We start from the raw sequence: 15,187 nt of genomic DNA on the forward strand, positions 1-15,187 counted from the left end.
AACAGGAACGCGCAACCTCAGCGCTCGGCGGTATCCACGACGTAGACGTCGATGACGGTACGCGTCCGGGGATCGAGAAGGTAGGCGAAGCCGCCCAGATAGGCGTAGAGCTTGCCGTCGCGATCGGGGAGCGACTCATACCCTTCCGGATCGAGATAGGCGAAGTCGCCGGTATCTGGCAGCACGTCGCCGATCTGAAACGCATCGGTGGCGCTGGGAATGAAGGGACCACCCATGCCTTCGGCGTTCTTATCTTCGGCGTTCGTGTCGGTGATGTTCGCATCGGCGGCACCCTCCTGCGCAGCGGCCGAACCGGCCGCGCCCAAGGCGAGCGTGGTAGCAACTGCGATCAGGATATTACGCATTCGGGAATGCCTTTCCGGGCGGGGCGCCCATTTCGATATGATCCGTCAGTCGATCAGGACCCTGACAACGTCCGCCACAAGGCGTGTTTCGGGGTCGATCAGATATGCGCGGCCGTCCGAATAGCCGTACACATAGCCGTCACGCTCGCGCAGATCGTAGCGGTCGTAGAGCGACGGCTCGACGATGCGGTAGTCGAAGGAGGTCGGCAGACGCTCCCCGACACCGTAGATTTTCTTTGCCTGCCCGGGCGGTAGTCCGCCCTTCTTAGCGAGGCCCGGCGGCACCTGCTTGGCCTGCGCGTGAGCAGGCGGTGCCGCGAGAGCCGCAGCCGGAGCAAAAGAGAGTGCCAAAGACGCGGCGCCAAGAGCAAGCAAAGTACGCATTACAACTACTCCTAATACTGTCCCATCAACGGACAGCCGACGCTTCGGGTTCCAAGAAGTGCGGGAGTGGCGGGCTAAGTGATTGGTGCCGCGTTGCTTTGCCAGACTGCGGTGTCGACTATGCCGAAGCTCTGCCGGGGGGAGTGGCGGTCAGAAGATAGTGAAGAGCGCGAGGGCGAGGCAAAGGCCGATGATGGGAACGACGACCGTCGTGGCGCCTACCGCGCCGTAAGCCCTTGCATGCGTTTCTCCGCAGACGGCGCGGATGGTCGTCACGACATAGCCGTTGTGCGGCAGGCTATCGAGCGCGCCGGACGCGATTGCCACCGTGCGGTGCAGCTCTGCCGGGTTGGCGCCGGCATCGAGATAGAAGGGCGAAATCAGCGGCAGGGCGATGGTCTGCCCGCCGCTTGCCGACCCGGTCAGCCCCGCGATCACCGTGACCGCGATGGCCGCGCCGATCAGCGGCGATCCCGGAATGGTCTGAACCATCTCGAGCGCCTGCATGAAGGCGGGGGTCAGCTTCGCCACCGACCCGAAGCCGACCACGGCGCAGGTATTGGTGATGGCGACGACCGCGCCCGTGGCCCCGGCGGAGAAGGCGGCCGGCATGTCGCGCAGGAAGGGCCAGCCGACGAGAACGCCGGCGAGGAGCCCGCTACCGAGCGCCGCGATCAGCGCCCATTTCCCCATGTCCTGCGTTACCAGGAACACCCCCAGGACGGCGACCAGCGGCAGGATCGAGAGGAGCGGGTTCGGCAGCGCCGCGGTGTCGGCGCGGGCGTCGTCGCTCGCCCGCGCCTCGAACCGCTCACCGGCGGCAACGGCCCGGCGCACCATATGGCTGAGCCAGGCATAGCCGAGTCCGGCCATCAGGACGGCAACGACGAGGCTGACCTCCCAGGCGGCATAGGCGGTGGTGCCGAGATACTGCATCGGAATGAGGTTCTGGATTTCCGGGCTGCCCGCGCTCGTCATGGTGAACGTCACGGAGCCGAAGGCGAGCGCGCCGGGAATGAAGCGGCGCGGCAGGTTCGCCTCCCGGAACAGGCCGACCGCCAGCGAATAGACGGAAAAGGCGACGATGAAGACGCTGACCCCGCCATAGGTGAGGACGGCGCAGGCCAGCACCGTCGCGAGGAGCGCGAAGCGGCTGCCGAGCCGGGCGGTGATCCAGTGCGCGACCGACGCCGCGGCGCCGGAGGCGGCCATCACCTCCCCGAAGATCGCGCCGAGCAGGAACATGAAGAACCAGTCGCCGAAAAAGCTGGTGAAGCCGGCCATGTAGCTGGTGGCGAAGTCGGCGGCGTCGGGCGCGGCGAAGGGCGGGAGCAGCGGCAGGCCCGCGGTGACGGCGACGAGCAGCGCGGCGACCGGCCCCGCAATGAGAATGTTCACGCCGCGCACAGTCAGCAGGATGAGGAGGCCCAGCCCGCCGATCAGGCCGGCCCAGGAGACGATATCGGCAATCTGTCCGCTCATGGCGGCGCTGGGTGACACAGCGGCCGGGCGAGGGGAAGACCCGGCGAAGCGGCAGGCGCGAGCGCGGCACGTCTCGAACCCGCGAATTTGCGGGGGGCGGCCCGTTTGCAGTGCCCGCCCGCTTGCCCCGACTCCTGCCGCCCGCTATCGCCCGCGGCAAAGCCTCCAAGCCAAGAAGGATTCGACGAACGCATATGGCACGCAACAAGATCGCTCTCATCGGTGCAGGCATGATCGGCGGCACGCTCGCCCACCTCGTAGGCCTCAAGGAACTGGGAGACGCGGTCCTGTTCGACATCGCCGCCGATCCTGCCAAGGGCAAGTCGCTCGACCTGATGCAGTCGGGCACCGTCGAAGGCTTCGATTCCGACCTGAAGGGCACCGACGATTATGCCGACATCGCCGGCGCCGACGTCTGCATCGTCACGGCGGGTGTGCCGCGCAAGCCGGGCATGAGCCGCGACGACCTGCTCGAGATCAACCTGAAGGTCATGAAGGCGGTCGGCGAGGGCATCAAGACGCATGCCCCCGACGCCTTTGTCATCTGCATCACCAACCCGCTCGACGCGATGGTCTGGGCCCTGCGCGAATTTTCCGGCCTGCCGCACGAGAAGGTCGTCGGCATGGCGGGCGTGCTCGATTCCGCGCGCTTCCGCCTGTTCCTGGCGCAGGAGTTCAACGTGTCGGTCGAGGACGTCACCGCCTTCGTCCTCGGCGGGCATGGCGACACGATGGTCCCGGTCTTGGAATATTCGACCGTCGCGGGCATTCCGGTTCCCGACCTGATCAAGATGGGCTGGTCGACACAGGAGAAGATGGACGCGATCGTCGACCGCACGCGCAAGGGCGGCGGCGAGATCGTCGGCCTGCTGGGCAATGGCAGCGCCTATTATGCGCCGGCCAGCTCGGCGATCGCGATGGCGGACAGCTATCTGAAGGACAAGCGCCGCCTGCTTCCCGCCGCCGCCTGGCTGTCGGGTGAGTATGGCGAAAGCGGCATGTATGTCGGCGTGCCTATCGTCATTGGCCAGAACGGCGTCGAGAAGATCGTCGAGATCGATCTGGGCGACGAGGCGAAGAAGAATTTCGGCGTGAGTGTCGACGCCGTGAAGGAACTGATGGACGCCTGCAAGAAGCTGGACGGCTCGCTGGGCTGATCGGCGGCCCGGGCTTCGTCACTGGTATCGGAGGACAAGATCAGGACTCTCTGCATTCTTTTCGCGCTCGGGGCGGCCGTAGCCATGCCCGGCTGCTCGAGCGACGCGGCTGCAGACGGCGGCATCGCCGACTATGGGAACGGGGCCCAGATCGTGTTCCGTACCGATGCTGCCGAGAGCTTCCCGATTTCTTCCTCCGTTGCCGACGTCCTGTTCTCGCTGTCATCGCAGGAGCGGCTGCGGCTTCTTCTCGAAGCCGGCAAGACGCAGCTTCTTTGCGCCAACCAGTATGAGAGCGAGAGCGAACGCTTCTCGTATTTTCGTCGCCTGGTGGATGCGGGGCTGCTGGACGCCGAGCGGGTGACGGACCCGGATAAGATGATGGGACGGCCCTGTGACGAGGCCCAGGTGAAGCTGACCTCGACCGATAAAGGCAAGGAAGCTCAGAACTTCCTCGGCTGGCTTCTCGTCGAAGGACTTGAATTTAAGACTGCGGAAAATTGAGGCTGTGAGGATCGCAACTATATGAACATTCACGAATATCAGGCGAAGCAGCTGCTCGCCAAGCATGGGGCGCCGATTTCGGACGGCTATCCCGCCTTCACCGCCGACGAGGCCGTCGAGGCAGCCAAGAAGCTTCCCGGGCCGGTCTATGTGGTGAAGTCGCAGATCCACGCCGGCGGCCGCGGCAAAGGCAAGTTCGAAGGCCTGGGTGCCGACGCGGCGGGCGGCGTGCGCGTCGTGAAGTCGGTCGACGAGGTGAAGTCGAACGCCGAGGAGATGCTCGGCCGCGTGCTCGTCACGCACCAGACCGGCCCCGAGGGCAAGCAGGTGAACCGCCTGTACATCGAGGACGGCGCCGACATCGCGAAGGAATATTATCTGTCGCTGCTGGTCGATCGCGCCAGCGGCATGCCGGCCTTCGTCGTATCGACCGAAGGCGGCATGGACATCGAGGAAGTCGCCGCGTCGACGCCCGAGAAGATCCACACCATCACGGTCGATCCGGCCACCGGCTACCAGCCGCACCACGGCCGTGCAGTCGCGGCGGCGCTCGACCTGTCGGGCGATACGGCGAAGAAGGCCGCGAAGCTGGGCAAGACCCTCTATGAGGCGTTCCTGGCCACCGACGCGGCGCTGCTGGAAGTGAACCCGCTGGTCGAAACCGGTGACGGCGACCTGCTCGTCCTCGATGCGAAGATGGGCTTCGACGGGAATGCGCTGTATCGCCACCCGGACATCGCCGAGCTGCAGGACGAAAGCGAAGAGGCCGAAGCCGAGCTGGAAGCCGGTAAATACGACCTCGCCTACGTCAAGCTGGACGGCAATATCGGTTGCATGGTGAACGGCGCAGGCCTCGCCATGGCGACGATGGACATCATCAAACTGAACGGCGCCGAGCCGGCCAATTTCCTCGACGTCGGCGGCGGCGCCACCAAGGAGAAGGTGACCGCGGCGTTCAAGATCATCCTGTCCGACCCGGCGGTCGAAGGCATCCTGGTGAACATCTTCGGCGGGATCATGCGCTGCGACATCATCGCCGACGGCATCGTCGCCGCGGCGAAGGAAGTCAGCCTGTCGGTGCCGCTGGTCGTACGCCTGGAAGGCACGAATGTGGAGAAGGGAAAGGAGATCCTGGAGACCTCCGGCCTTCCCATCGTGTCCGCCGACAGTCTGGGCGACGCCGCGAAGAAGATCGTTGCCGAGGTGAAAAAGGCCTGAGCGCCTTTCCCCGCCAACCGAATGACATGAATTGATCCCGGCGCGGAGCCCGGATCACCTTAGAGGGAACAGGACGAACGATGAGCATCCTGATCGACAAGAATACGAAGGTGCTGTGCCAGGGCCTGACCGGCAACACGGCCACCTTCCATACCGAAGCGGCGCTGGAATACGGCACCAAGATGGTCGGCGGCGTGGTGCCGGGCAAAGGCGGGCAGGAACATCTGGGCCTGCCGGTCTTCTCCACCATGAGCGAGGCCATGAAGGAAACGCAGGCAGACGCGTCCGTCGTCTATGTGCCGCCGCCCTTCGCGGCCGATTCCATCATGGAAGCGATCGAGGCCGAAGTGCCGCTGATCATCTGCATCACCGAGGGCATTCCGGTGCTCGACATGGTGAAGGTGAAGCGCGCGCTGTGCGGTTCGAAGTCGCGCCTGATCGGCCCCAACTGTCCGGGCGTTCTGACGCCGGGCGAGTGCAAGATCGGTATCATGCCCGGCTCCATCTTCAAGGACGGGTCGGTCGGCGTCGTCTCGCGCTCGGGGACGCTGACCTATGAAGCGGTGAAGCAGACCTCCGACGTCGGCCTTGGCCAGACGACCGCCGTCGGCATCGGCGGCGATCCGGTGAACGGGACGAACTTCATCGACGTGCTGGAGCTGTTCCTCGAGGACGACGAGACCGAATCGATCATCATGATCGGCGAAATCGGCGGCAGCGCCGAGGAAGAGGCCGCCGAATTCCTGAAGAGCCACCCGAAGAAAAAGCCGATGGTCGGTTTCATCGCGGGCCGCACCGCGCCGAAGGGCCGCACCATGGGTCATGCCGGGGCGATCGTCTCCGGCGGCAAGGGCGGCGCGGAATCGAAGATCGCCGCGATGGAAGATGCCGGCATCCGCGTAGCCGACTCGCCCTCCGAGCTCGGCACGACGCTGGAGCAGGTGCTGAAGGGTTAAGCCCCCAGCCGCTCGCTAACGGCGCGCATGAAAAAAGGGCCGTCCCGGCAAGGGGCGGCCCTTATTCGTTGGCGTTCGGGTCGGGCGCTTAGCCGCCGGCGGGGCGGAATTCCTCACGACTGAGGAAATAGTCGCCGTCGGTGTCGAGCCGGACGAAGTCGTCGGTCGCCATATTGATGGCTTCCGTACTCACATAGGGACGCGTCTGGTCGTCGGCGCCTTCCTTCATCGTCGGATTGACGTTGGCGAGGTCGTAGACCGCAAATTCGGCAATCGAGAGACGCCCGTTATTGTCGCGGTCGAGGCTGGCAAAGCTCGCATCGCCGTCCATCGCGGGATCATAGAGCGGCTCACCGGCTTCGCTGCGGGCGCGTACTTCGGCCGAGGTGTCTGCCGACACTTCATCGGTGTCGATCTCGGAACGGCGCTCGGTCTGCTCAGCGGTCATCGGCGTCGCGCGCATCGCCTCCAGATCGGAAGACGGACGTGCCTCCGCGACGGTCACCTCGTCTTCGTCGGTCTCATCGACGAGGTAGGTGGTTTCCTCGCCGGCCATCATGCCGTCTTGCATTTCGCCGTCGAGGTCGTTGCCCAGCATGGCGTCTTCGGTGTCCATGCCGCTTTCGTCTTCCATTCCGATCGTATCGTCGGGCACCGTATCCGCTTCGTCGGCGCCGCTGCCGCAGGCCGCGAGGGCGACGGTGGACGCAATGGCAGCGAACAGGGGCGTTCGGGTCGATAAGGCCTTGTTGAATAACATAGATTTACCTCCGGTTGTCTTTCCCTTCTCAACGGCTGCCGCCGTCGATGTATCCGCCCGGACCGGTTTTTCCGCTGCCGCCGACATGCGCTCGCCCTGAGAAAGTTGAGGGAAAAAAGGGGAAATGTGGCGGTTGAACCGCGCGCTCGCCCCGTTATTTGGAAACCATCTTGGTCGCCCGCGTTGGGAGGGGGCGGACCGGCTGCCTTATTTGCGTGCTATAAAGACCGGTACGCAGCAGGAGACATGGCCGCATGGGTTTCGAAGGCGAAGTGCCGGAAGCTCTTGAAAATGTAGGCGCCGGGTTCATCGAGGCGCTTTATCGCAAATATGCCGACGACCCGTCAGCGGTCGACGCGAGCTGGCAGCGCTATTTCGAGGGGCTGGAGCGGGTTGCCGATTCGAACGGCCCGTCGTGGCAGCGCGACGGCTGGCCGGTCGCGGCCACCGACGATCTGACGGCCGCGCTCGATCCCACGCAGATGTCGGTCGAGAAGGTCGCGCCGCCGAAGGTGACGGGCACGGTTGCCACCGAGCAGCCGAAACCGGGCCGGGGCGTGACGGGCGAAGACGTCCGCCGCGCGGCGGAGGATTCGCTGCGCGCGATGATGCTGATCCGTACCTACCGGGTGCGCGGCCATCTGGCGGCGGAGCTGGACCCCCTCGGCCTCGTCAACCGGGAACTGCCCGAAGAGCTGACGCCCGAATATCACGGCTTCACGGGCGCCGATCAGCACCGCGTGGTGCATCTGGGCGGCGTCATGGGCCTCGAAGCCTCGACCATTGCCGAGCTGGTCCCGATCCTGAGGCGCAATTATTGCGGCCATGTCGGCGTCGAATACATGCACATCAACGACCTGGAGGAGCGCCGCTTCATCCAGGATCGCATCGAAGGCCGCGAAAACGAAATCCACTTCACGGATAACGGCAAGCGGGCCATCCTTAACAAGCTGATCGAAGCCGAGGAGTTCGAAAGCTTCCTCGGCCGCAAATATGTCGGCACGAAGCGCTTCGGCCTAGACGGCGGCGAAGCGATGGTTCCGGCGCTGGAATCGATCATCAAATATGGCGGCGCCGACGGCGTGAAGGAAATCGTCATCGGCATGTCGCATCGCGGCCGGCTGAACGTCCTTGCCAATGTGATGCAGAAGCCGTTCCAGGCGATCTTCCACGAGTTCGCCGGCGGATCGTCCAGCCCCGAGGATGTCGGCGGTTCGGGCGATGTGAAATACCACCTGGGCACGTCGACCGACCGCACCTTCGACGAAAATGAAGTCCACCTGTCGCTGACGCCGAACCCATCCCATCTGGAAGCGGTCGATCCCGTCGTTCTCGGCAAGGTGCGCGCGGCGCAGCAGCTTCGCGGCGACACGTCGCGCGATCAGGTCATGCCGTTGCTGCTGCACGGCGACGCCGCCTTTGCCATGCAGGGCGTGGTCGCGGAATGTTTCGGCCTGATGGGCGTCGACGGCTATTCCACCGGCGGCTGCATCCACTTCATCATCAACAACCAGATCGGCTTCACGACGAGCCCGCAATTCGCGCGCTCCTCGCCCTATCCCAGCGACATGGCGAAGATCGTGCAGGCGCCGATCCTGCATGTGAACGGGGACGACCCCGAGGCGGTCACCTTCGCCACGAAGCTGGCCTGCGAATATCGCGTGAAGTTCAACCGCGACGTCGTCATCGACATGTGGTGCTATCGCCGCTTCGGTCACAATGAAGGCGACGAGCCGAGCTTTACCCAGCCGCTGATGTACAAGGCCATCAAGAAGAAGGCCTCTGTCGCGAAGATGTACACCGACCGGCTGGTGGACGAGGGCGTCGTCGACGCCGACTGGGCCAAGAGCCGCGGCGAAGAGTTCAAGGCGATGCTGTCGGACGAGTTCGACGCCGCGCCGGGCTACAAGCCGAACAAGATGGACTGGTTCGAGGGCCGCTGGGCGGGCCTGGGGCTGCCGGGCGGCGAGGAAGGCGACCGGCGTGCCGCCGAAACGGGCGTACCCGAGGACAAGCTGAAGGAGATCATGAACAGGATCTCCGACGTCCCGAACGGTTTTTCCATGCACAAGACGCTGAAGCGCGTGATGAAAGCGCGCATCGAGGCGGTTGAGAGCGGCGAAGGAATCGACTGGGCGACGGCGGAGTCGCTCGCTTTCGGCTCCCTGTTGGAAGAAGGCTATGGCGTGCGCCTGTCGGGGCAGGATTCCGGCCGCGGCACGTTCAGCCAGCGCCACGCCGTCTGGGTCGACCAGGAAACCGCCGACAAATATCTGCCGCTGAAGACGCTGGATGGCGGAAAGTTCAAGGTCTACGACAGCCCGCTGAGCGAATATGCCGTGCTCGGGTTCGAATATGGCTATGCGCTGACCGACCCGAAGAGCCTGGTGATGTGGGAAGCGCAGTTCGGCGATTTCGCCAACGGCGCGCAGATCATGATCGACCAGTTCATCGCGTCCGGCGAAGCCAAGTGGAACCGGGCGAACGGCCTCGTGATGCTGCTGCCGCACGGCTATGAGGGGCAGGGTCCGGAGCATTCCTCCGCCCGTCTCGAGCGTTTCCTGCAGCTATGTGCCAACGACAATATGCAGGTCGCCAACTGCACGACGCCCGAAAATTATTTCCACATCCTGCGGCGGCAGATGCACCGCGACTTCAGGAAGCCGCTGGTCATCATGACGCCGAAGTCGCTGCTGCGGCACAAGGCTGCGGTTTCGACGCTCGCCGAATTGTCGGGCGACAGCCACTTCAAGCGCATCCTGTCGGACCGGACGGAGATTGCCGACGAGAAGGTGAAGCGCCTGATCCTCTGTTCGGGCAAAGTCTATTACGATCTTGCCGAGCAGCGTGACGAACAGGGTCTCGACGACACCTCGATCGTGCGGATCGAGCAGCTTTATCCCTTCCCGCTGGAGCCGCTGACGCTGCGCATGTCGCGGATGAAGAACCTTGAAACCGTGGTCTGGGCACAGGAGGAGCCGAAGAACAACGGCTCCTGGCTGTTCGTCCAGCCCTATCTCGAACGCGCGCTCAGCGACGCCGGTGTCGGACCCGACCGCCCGGTCTATGCGGGCCGCGATCCGGCGGCGGCGCCCGCCACCGGACTTGCGCCGCGCCACGCCAAGCAACAGAAGCAGCTCGTCGAAGACGCGCTGACCGCCTGACCCGACCCAAGAAGGACGAAGCTCCCTATGCCTACCGATGTCGTCGTACCCACCCTCGGCGAATCCGTCACCGAAGCCACTGTCGGCGAATGGCTGAAGCAGCCAGGCGACGCGGTGGAGGCGGACGAGATCATCGCCAGCCTGGAAACCGACAAGGTCGCGGTGGAAGTCCCGGCGCCGTCGAGCGGCGTGATCGCCGAGCTGCTTTTCGAAGAGGGCGATGACGTCGAGGTCGGGGCGGTCATTGCCCGCATCGACGAGGCCGGTACCGCGGCTGCCAAGGACGCGGCCCCGAAGACCGCCGAGCCCGAGCCCGATGAGGACGAGGAAAACGACCTCGCAGAAGCCGAAGATGCCGGCGGGGACGACTGGGCCACGACGGACATGCCGCTGTCGCCCGCGGTCAAGAAGCTGCTCGCAGAGCATCATCTCGACCCGAACGAGATCAAGGGCACGGGCAAGGGCGGGCGCCTGCTGAAGGAAGATGTGCAGCGCGCCGTGAAGTCGGGCTCTGCGAAGAAGAAGAGCGCCGCCGAGGGTGCGGGCGACAAGAAGACGAAGATCGCCGACAGCGCGCCTGCCGGCGCTGGCGGTTCGACGCCGCTCGGGACGTCGTCCAGCACGTCCGAAGACGGATATCCGCGCAACGAAGAGCGCAAGAAGATGACGCGCCTGCGCCAGACCATCGCCAAGCGGCTGAAGGAAGCGCAGGATACCGCGGCGATGCTGACCACCTTCAACGACGTCGACATGACGGCGGTGATGAAGGCTCGCAACGAATATAAGGACATGTTCGAAAAGAAGCACGGCGTCCGGCTGGGCTTCATGTCCTTCTTCACCAAGGCCTGCTCGCTTGCGCTGAAGGACGTGCCGGCGGTCAATGCGTCCATCGAAGGCGACGAGATCGTCTACCGCGACTATGCCGATATCGGCATAGCCGTGTCGTCGCCGGGCGGCCTGGTTGTCCCGATCCTGAAGAATGCGGACAAGCTGACCTTCGCCGACACCGAGAAGAAGATCGGCGACTTCGGCAAGCGCGCCCGCGACGGCGAGCTCAAGCTCGATGAGCTGCAGGGCGGCACGTTCACCATCTCGAACGGCGGCGTTTTCGGATCTCTGCTGTCGACGCCGATCATCAATCCGCCGCAGTCGGCCGTTCTGGGAATGCACCGGATCGAGGAGCGCCCCGTCGTGGTCGACGGCGAGATCGTCGTGCGGCCGATGATGTACCTGGCGCTCAGTTACGATCACCGCCTGATCGACGGACGCGAAGCCGTAACCTTCCTCGTTCGCGTCAAGGAAGCCATCGAGGATCCGACCCGGCTGGTTCTCGACCTGTAAAGTTCGGGATCGGAGCATGTTCGGCGGGCGGCGCGGGCTGCCCGCCCTTGGCCGCATCCAGCGAAGAGCCGCTACTCCCTGTTAGCGCCCAACAGGCATCTCTGGCGCCCCGGCGCATTTGGAGAGCTTCAGCAGTTGCAGAAATATTAGCGCTATTATAACAGCGCTAATATGTCGGCCTCCTCCTTCAAACTCGGTACGATGCTCCGTCACCTCATCGACCTGCTCGACGGCGATCTGGAAGCCATCTACGCACGCGTGGCTCCCGGGTACCGTCCGCGCTACACCCCCGTGGTCCGGGCATTGCTGAAGCACCAGCCCTGCACGATCGGCGCGGTCGCCGCCGATGCCGGGATCACGCATTCCGCAGCCAGCCAGACAGTCGCGAAGATGCTGAAAGAGGGGCTGGTGACGAGCACACCCGGCGACGACGGGCGCGAACGGCTGATCAGCCTGTCGTCGCGGACCGAGGCCGCACTGCCTGCGCTGGAAGAAATCTGGGCGGCAACCACGGCCGCCACCGCCGCGCTCGATGCGGAGTTGGCGACCCCGCTGATTGGCGCAGTGGAAGAGGCCATTCGCGCTCTCGACGCGAAATCGTTCGAGAAGCGCATCAGTTCTGCGGCGCCATTCAGATCTTCAGACAACAGGACCGCTGCCACCCCCGAAGCGGCAGCACAGTCATAAGGATTGCTCCATGAACGTCGGCTTGCGCCAATTCGCGCTTTTCCTGTCCCTGCCGCTACTGCTTGCCGCTGCGCCCTCGGTCGATCCGCGCGAGAGCGCGAGCGAGGTGGCGCAGGCAATCGAGGAGAATTTCTACGATCCCGCGCTGGGGCGGCAGATCGGAGAGGGCCTGAGGGACGCAGCCTCGGAAGGGAAATTCGATGGCCTCACCAGCGGCTATGCCGTCGCCGAAGCATTGTCTGCGGAGCTTGGCCCGCTGGACGGTCATCTGCGCGTGCGCTGGACTGAGCCCTCGGCGGCGCAGGCCGATGCGACGCAGACCGAGCCCCGGCGCCCCGCGGTCTCCTGGCGGGAGCGGGAGCGGCGCGCGGGCTGGGGGTTCACCCAAGCATCGATATTGCCGGGCAATATCGCGCTGATCGAAATGTCGGGCTTTGCCGATATCGACTTCGCCGACCCCGCCGATCCGGCCCGGGGCGCGGCCGATGCGGCCCTGAAGCTGACCGCCGATGCCGATGCGGTGATCTTCGATCTGCGCCAGAATGGGGGCGGGTCGCCCGCCATGGTAGGCTATCTGGTCAGTGCGTTCACGTCAGCCGACGCCGATATCTACAATGTCTTCCACTCCCGCGAGGGGACTGAAAGCGAGGCGCCCGGCGAATTCCATCCCCGACCCGACCTGAAAAGACCCGTCTACATCCTCACCAGCAAGCTGACGGCGTCGGCCGCGGAAGCCTTTCCCTACACTTTGCAGGCTGCGGACCGGGCGACGATCGTAGGCGAGGCCACGCGCGGGGCGGCCAATCCCGGCGGCGAGATCGAAACGGCCTCCGGATACTTCGTCTTCGTGCCGTTCGGGACGCCGGTGAACCCGGTGACCGGCGGCAACTGGGAGGGGACAGGCGTTGCGGTCGATATCGCCGTGGCGGCGGACGAGGCCCTGGCGACGGCGCAGAAGGCGGCGTTCGAGACCCTGATGGAAACAGAGAATGCCGGTCCGGAAACGGCATGGGTGCTGGAGGCGCTGAAAGCTGAGGAAAGGGGTGTTGCGCCTGCGAGGCCGCTTGCTGCCTATTCCGGACACTTCGGCAGTAGCGACGTCACGGTCGAGGAGGGTGCGCTTACCCTTCGGCGCGGCGTTCGTAGTGTGCGGCTACGCCCCCTTGGAGGCGACAGTTTCTATCCCGAGGGACAGCCGGAGCGGCGCGTTCGCTTCGATGTTGCGGAGGACCGGGCCACCGCGTTGGAACGCGAAAGCGCCTTCGGGTCGTTCAGCCGCAGCGAACGGACCGCTGAAAACTAGGTCCGGCGTCCGTTCGAGTGCGGCATCGCTAGATCACCCCTTCGAGGCGATCCAGTCGTCGATCTTCCGCTCCAGAATCGGCAGCGGAAGGGCGCCGGTATTCAGAATCTGGGCATGGAATTCGCGCGGGTCGAAGCGTGCGCCCAAGGCCTGCTGGGCCTTCGCCTTCAGTTCCTGGATCTTCAGCGCCCCGATCTTGTAGGCGACTGCCTGGCTCGGGATCGCGATGTAGCGCTCCACCTCGGAAATCGCCTCGGTCTCGGTCATGCCGCTATTGTCCAGCATGTACTGGATGGACTGGTCGCGGGTCCAACCCTTGCTGTGGAGACCGGTGTCGACCACCAGGCGCATGGCGCGCAGCATTTCATCGTTCAGATGGCCGAAGCGCTGATAGGGGTCGGTGAAGAGCCCAAGCTCGGAGCCCAGCGTCTCGGCATAGAGCGCCCAGCCTTCGACGAAGGCCGTGTTGCCGCCGAACCGCATGAAGTTCGGCAGGTCGGCATTCTCCTGCGCTAGGCTGATCTGGAAGTGATGCCCGGGCGCGCCCTCGTGCAGGTAGAGGGTTTCCATCCCGGGGGTCAGACGCTCGGGAAGGTTGTAGGCGTTGAAGTAGAACACGCCAGGCCGCGAGCCGTCCGGCGTACCGGAATTATAGGACCCGCCCGCGGCGTTCTTCTCGCGGAACGGCTCGACCGGCCGGATTTCCAGCGGGCTCTTCGGTGTCAGCGAGAACTGCGTATCGATGGTCTGGTCGACCTGCTCGCCGATCTCGTAATATTTTTCGGTCAGCCATTCGCGCGACGGCGGCTTGAACTGCGGGTCTTCGCGGATGAACGTGAAGAATTCCTGCAGCGTACCGTCGAAGCCGACCTCCTGCTTGATGGCCTCCATTTCCGCCGTGATGCGCGCAACCTCGCTAAGGCCGAGGTCGTGGATATAGGCGGGGTCGAGCGGCAGGGTCGTCGTGTCCTCGATGAACTGGCGATAAAGCATTTCGCCGCCCTTCATCGACGACAGCCCGACTTCGTCGCGGGCATTGTCGACATATTCGTCAGCAAGGAAATCGCGCAGGCGGCGGTAGGCCGGGAAGATGTCCTCTTCGATCACGCGCTCATATTCCGCTGCGAGCCGCGCCTTGTCGGCTTCGCTGAAATCCTCGGGGAAATTGCGGGCCGGCGCGTAATAGGGCGTGTCCTTGACCGGCTGCGCAAGCTGCGTGTCGAGCTGGCCGATCACGTTGTTGATGGTCAGCTTGGTTTCGAGAACACCGCTTTCCAGCCCCTCGCGGAAGCGGGCGATGGCGCGGTCGGTCAGTTCGACGAACTGCGCATGGCGCTTCAGATTATTCTCGTAGTCTTCGACCGTGTTGAACGGCGCGGCGCCCTGACCGCTCGCCAGAACCGGGTAGAAGGTGTGAAAGCCCTGGAAGTGGTTGACCGGGCGCACGACCTGCAAGGCCACGAGCTCGTCCACGAGCCCGGCGATCGACTGCTTCTTCTGATATTCGAAGACGTCGTAGGCGAGCTGGTCGGTTTCGCTGAGCGCCTCGCGCGGGATTTCACGAAGGGCCGCGAGTTCGGCCTCCGCCGCGGCGCGCTCGGCGTCATAATATTCGTCGGTCAGATAGTTTCCGAGCTGGTCGGCATAGCGCATGTCGCCGCGGAACAGCGCGCTGATCGGATTGCGGCGCAGACTGTCCTCGTCGCTCCTCTGGAACAGGGCGAACAGTTCCTCATGCGCCTGCTCCTGAGACATCATGGTCTCTTCGGGCACGGCCGCCACGGGTGTGGGCGGAGGCGACGGTTCGGTGGTTGCACAGGCGGCAAGTGCTGCGGCCAGCGCAGCGGTGGATACGGTACGGATCAT

Annotated in this window: 13 protein-coding genes; 8 read left to right on the forward strand and 5 right to left on the reverse strand. The window is 64.6% G+C overall.

Annotated elements, in window-relative coordinates; genetic code table 11:
- Nucleotides 1-17: 17 nt before the first annotated feature.
- From KCN53_RS05990 to KCN53_RS06000, 3 genes are all read right to left on the reverse strand, one after another.
- Nucleotides 18-365: a hypothetical protein gene (locus KCN53_RS05990; protein WP_088710988.1), complete on the reverse strand. Its 348-nt coding sequence runs from the start codon at nucleotides 363-365 to the stop codon at nucleotides 18-20.
- Nucleotides 366-410: 45 nt separating this feature from the next.
- Nucleotides 411-749 (reverse strand): hypothetical protein, encoded by a 339-nt coding sequence (locus KCN53_RS05995; RefSeq protein WP_143712152.1) that lies wholly within the window; start codon nucleotides 747-749, stop codon nucleotides 411-413.
- 150 nt (nucleotides 750-899) lie between these two features.
- Nucleotides 900-2,231, reverse strand: coding sequence for a GntP family permease (locus tag KCN53_RS06000; protein WP_088710986.1), 1,332 nt, complete (start codon nucleotides 2,229-2,231; stop codon nucleotides 900-902).
- A gap of 194 nt (nucleotides 2,232-2,425) precedes the next feature.
- Between KCN53_RS06000 and mdh the strand changes: the two genes are divergently transcribed.
- The 4 genes from mdh to sucD all read left to right on the forward strand — a co-directional run bounded on the left by mdh (nucleotide 2,426) and on the right by sucD (nucleotide 6,066).
- Entirely contained in the window at nucleotides 2,426-3,388 is a 963-nt protein-coding gene (gene mdh / locus KCN53_RS06005) for a malate dehydrogenase (RefSeq protein WP_088710985.1), read from the forward strand.
- Nucleotides 3,389-3,472: 84 nt separating this feature from the next.
- Nucleotides 3,473-3,892: a hypothetical protein gene (locus tag KCN53_RS06010; RefSeq protein ID WP_088710984.1), complete on the forward strand. Its 420-nt coding sequence runs from the start codon at nucleotides 3,473-3,475 to the stop codon at nucleotides 3,890-3,892.
- Nucleotides 3,893-3,913: 21 nt separating this feature from the next.
- Entirely contained in the window at nucleotides 3,914-5,110 is a 1,197-nt protein-coding gene (gene sucC / locus KCN53_RS06015; protein WP_088710983.1) for an ADP-forming succinate--CoA ligase subunit beta, read from the forward strand.
- A gap of 80 nt (nucleotides 5,111-5,190) precedes the next feature.
- Nucleotides 5,191-6,066: a succinate--CoA ligase subunit alpha gene (gene sucD, locus KCN53_RS06020; RefSeq protein WP_088710982.1), complete on the forward strand. Its 876-nt coding sequence runs from the start codon at nucleotides 5,191-5,193 to the stop codon at nucleotides 6,064-6,066.
- Nucleotides 6,067-6,154: 88 nt separating this feature from the next.
- On the opposite strand, the gene KCN53_RS06025 is transcribed toward sucD, so the two are convergent.
- Nucleotides 6,155-6,826, reverse strand: coding sequence for an EF-hand domain-containing protein (locus tag KCN53_RS06025; RefSeq protein WP_088710981.1), 672 nt, complete (start codon nucleotides 6,824-6,826; stop codon nucleotides 6,155-6,157).
- Nucleotides 6,827-7,080: 254 nt separating this feature from the next.
- Here KCN53_RS06025 and KCN53_RS06030 point away from each other — a divergent pair, with 254 nt between their 5' ends.
- The 4 genes from KCN53_RS06030 (at nucleotide 7,081) to KCN53_RS06045 (ending at nucleotide 13,321) form a co-directional block, all read left to right on the forward strand.
- Entirely contained in the window at nucleotides 7,081-9,990 is a 2,910-nt protein-coding gene (locus tag KCN53_RS06030; protein WP_088710980.1) for a 2-oxoglutarate dehydrogenase E1 component, read from the forward strand.
- A gap of 27 nt (nucleotides 9,991-10,017) precedes the next feature.
- Nucleotides 10,018-11,331, forward strand: a complete 1,314-nt coding sequence (odhB, locus tag KCN53_RS06035) for a 2-oxoglutarate dehydrogenase complex dihydrolipoyllysine-residue succinyltransferase (RefSeq protein WP_088710979.1) — start codon at nucleotides 10,018-10,020, stop codon at nucleotides 11,329-11,331.
- 171 nt (nucleotides 11,332-11,502) lie between these two features.
- The gene (locus KCN53_RS06040) at nucleotides 11,503-12,018 is read left to right on the forward strand and encodes a MarR family winged helix-turn-helix transcriptional regulator (protein WP_088710978.1); all 516 of its coding nucleotides are present in this window, start codon (nucleotides 11,503-11,505) and stop codon (nucleotides 12,016-12,018) included.
- 10 nt (nucleotides 12,019-12,028) lie between these two features.
- A complete protein-coding gene (locus KCN53_RS06045) occupies nucleotides 12,029-13,321 on the forward strand; it encodes a S41 family peptidase (protein ID WP_088710977.1) in 1,293 nt (430 codons plus the stop codon).
- A gap of 33 nt (nucleotides 13,322-13,354) precedes the next feature.
- Here KCN53_RS06045 and KCN53_RS06050 read toward each other — a convergent pair whose 3' ends face one another.
- Nucleotides 13,355-15,187, reverse strand: a complete 1,833-nt coding sequence (locus KCN53_RS06050) for a DUF885 domain-containing protein (RefSeq protein ID WP_088710976.1) — start codon at nucleotides 15,185-15,187, stop codon at nucleotides 13,355-13,357.

The organism is Pacificimonas aurantium (assembly GCF_020092905.1).
Lineage (GTDB): Bacteria > Pseudomonadota > Alphaproteobacteria > Sphingomonadales > Sphingomonadaceae > Pacificimonas > Pacificimonas aurantium.

Coding starts and splice junctions, on each gene's coding strand:
- KCN53_RS06040 (WP_088710978.1), top strand. CDS start 11,503: ATGTCGGCCTCCTCCTTCAAACTCGGTACGATGCTCCGTCACCTCATC.
- KCN53_RS06050 (WP_088710976.1), bottom strand. CDS start 15,187: ATGATCCGTACCGTATCCACCGCTGCGCTGGCCGCAGCACTTGCCGCC.
- KCN53_RS06000 (WP_088710986.1), bottom strand. CDS start 2,231: ATGAGCGGACAGATTGCCGATATCGTCTCCTGGGCCGGCCTGATCGGC.
- KCN53_RS06030 (WP_088710980.1), top strand. CDS start 7,081: ATGGGTTTCGAAGGCGAAGTGCCGGAAGCTCTTGAAAATGTAGGCGCC.
- KCN53_RS06010 (WP_088710984.1), top strand. CDS start 3,473: ATGCCCGGCTGCTCGAGCGACGCGGCTGCAGACGGCGGCATCGCCGAC.
- KCN53_RS06045 (WP_088710977.1), top strand. CDS start 12,029: ATGAACGTCGGCTTGCGCCAATTCGCGCTTTTCCTGTCCCTGCCGCTA.
- sucD (WP_088710982.1), top strand. CDS start 5,191: ATGAGCATCCTGATCGACAAGAATACGAAGGTGCTGTGCCAGGGCCTG.
- KCN53_RS06025 (WP_088710981.1), bottom strand. CDS start 6,826: ATGTTATTCAACAAGGCCTTATCGACCCGAACGCCCCTGTTCGCTGCC.
- mdh (WP_088710985.1), top strand. CDS start 2,426: ATGGCACGCAACAAGATCGCTCTCATCGGTGCAGGCATGATCGGCGGC.
- KCN53_RS05995 (WP_143712152.1), bottom strand. CDS start 749: ATGCGTACTTTGCTTGCTCTTGGCGCCGCGTCTTTGGCACTCTCTTTT.
- KCN53_RS05990 (WP_088710988.1), bottom strand. CDS start 365: ATGCGTAATATCCTGATCGCAGTTGCTACCACGCTCGCCTTGGGCGCG.
- sucC (WP_088710983.1), top strand. CDS start 3,914: ATGAACATTCACGAATATCAGGCGAAGCAGCTGCTCGCCAAGCATGGG.
- odhB (WP_088710979.1), top strand. CDS start 10,018: ATGCCTACCGATGTCGTCGTACCCACCCTCGGCGAATCCGTCACCGAA.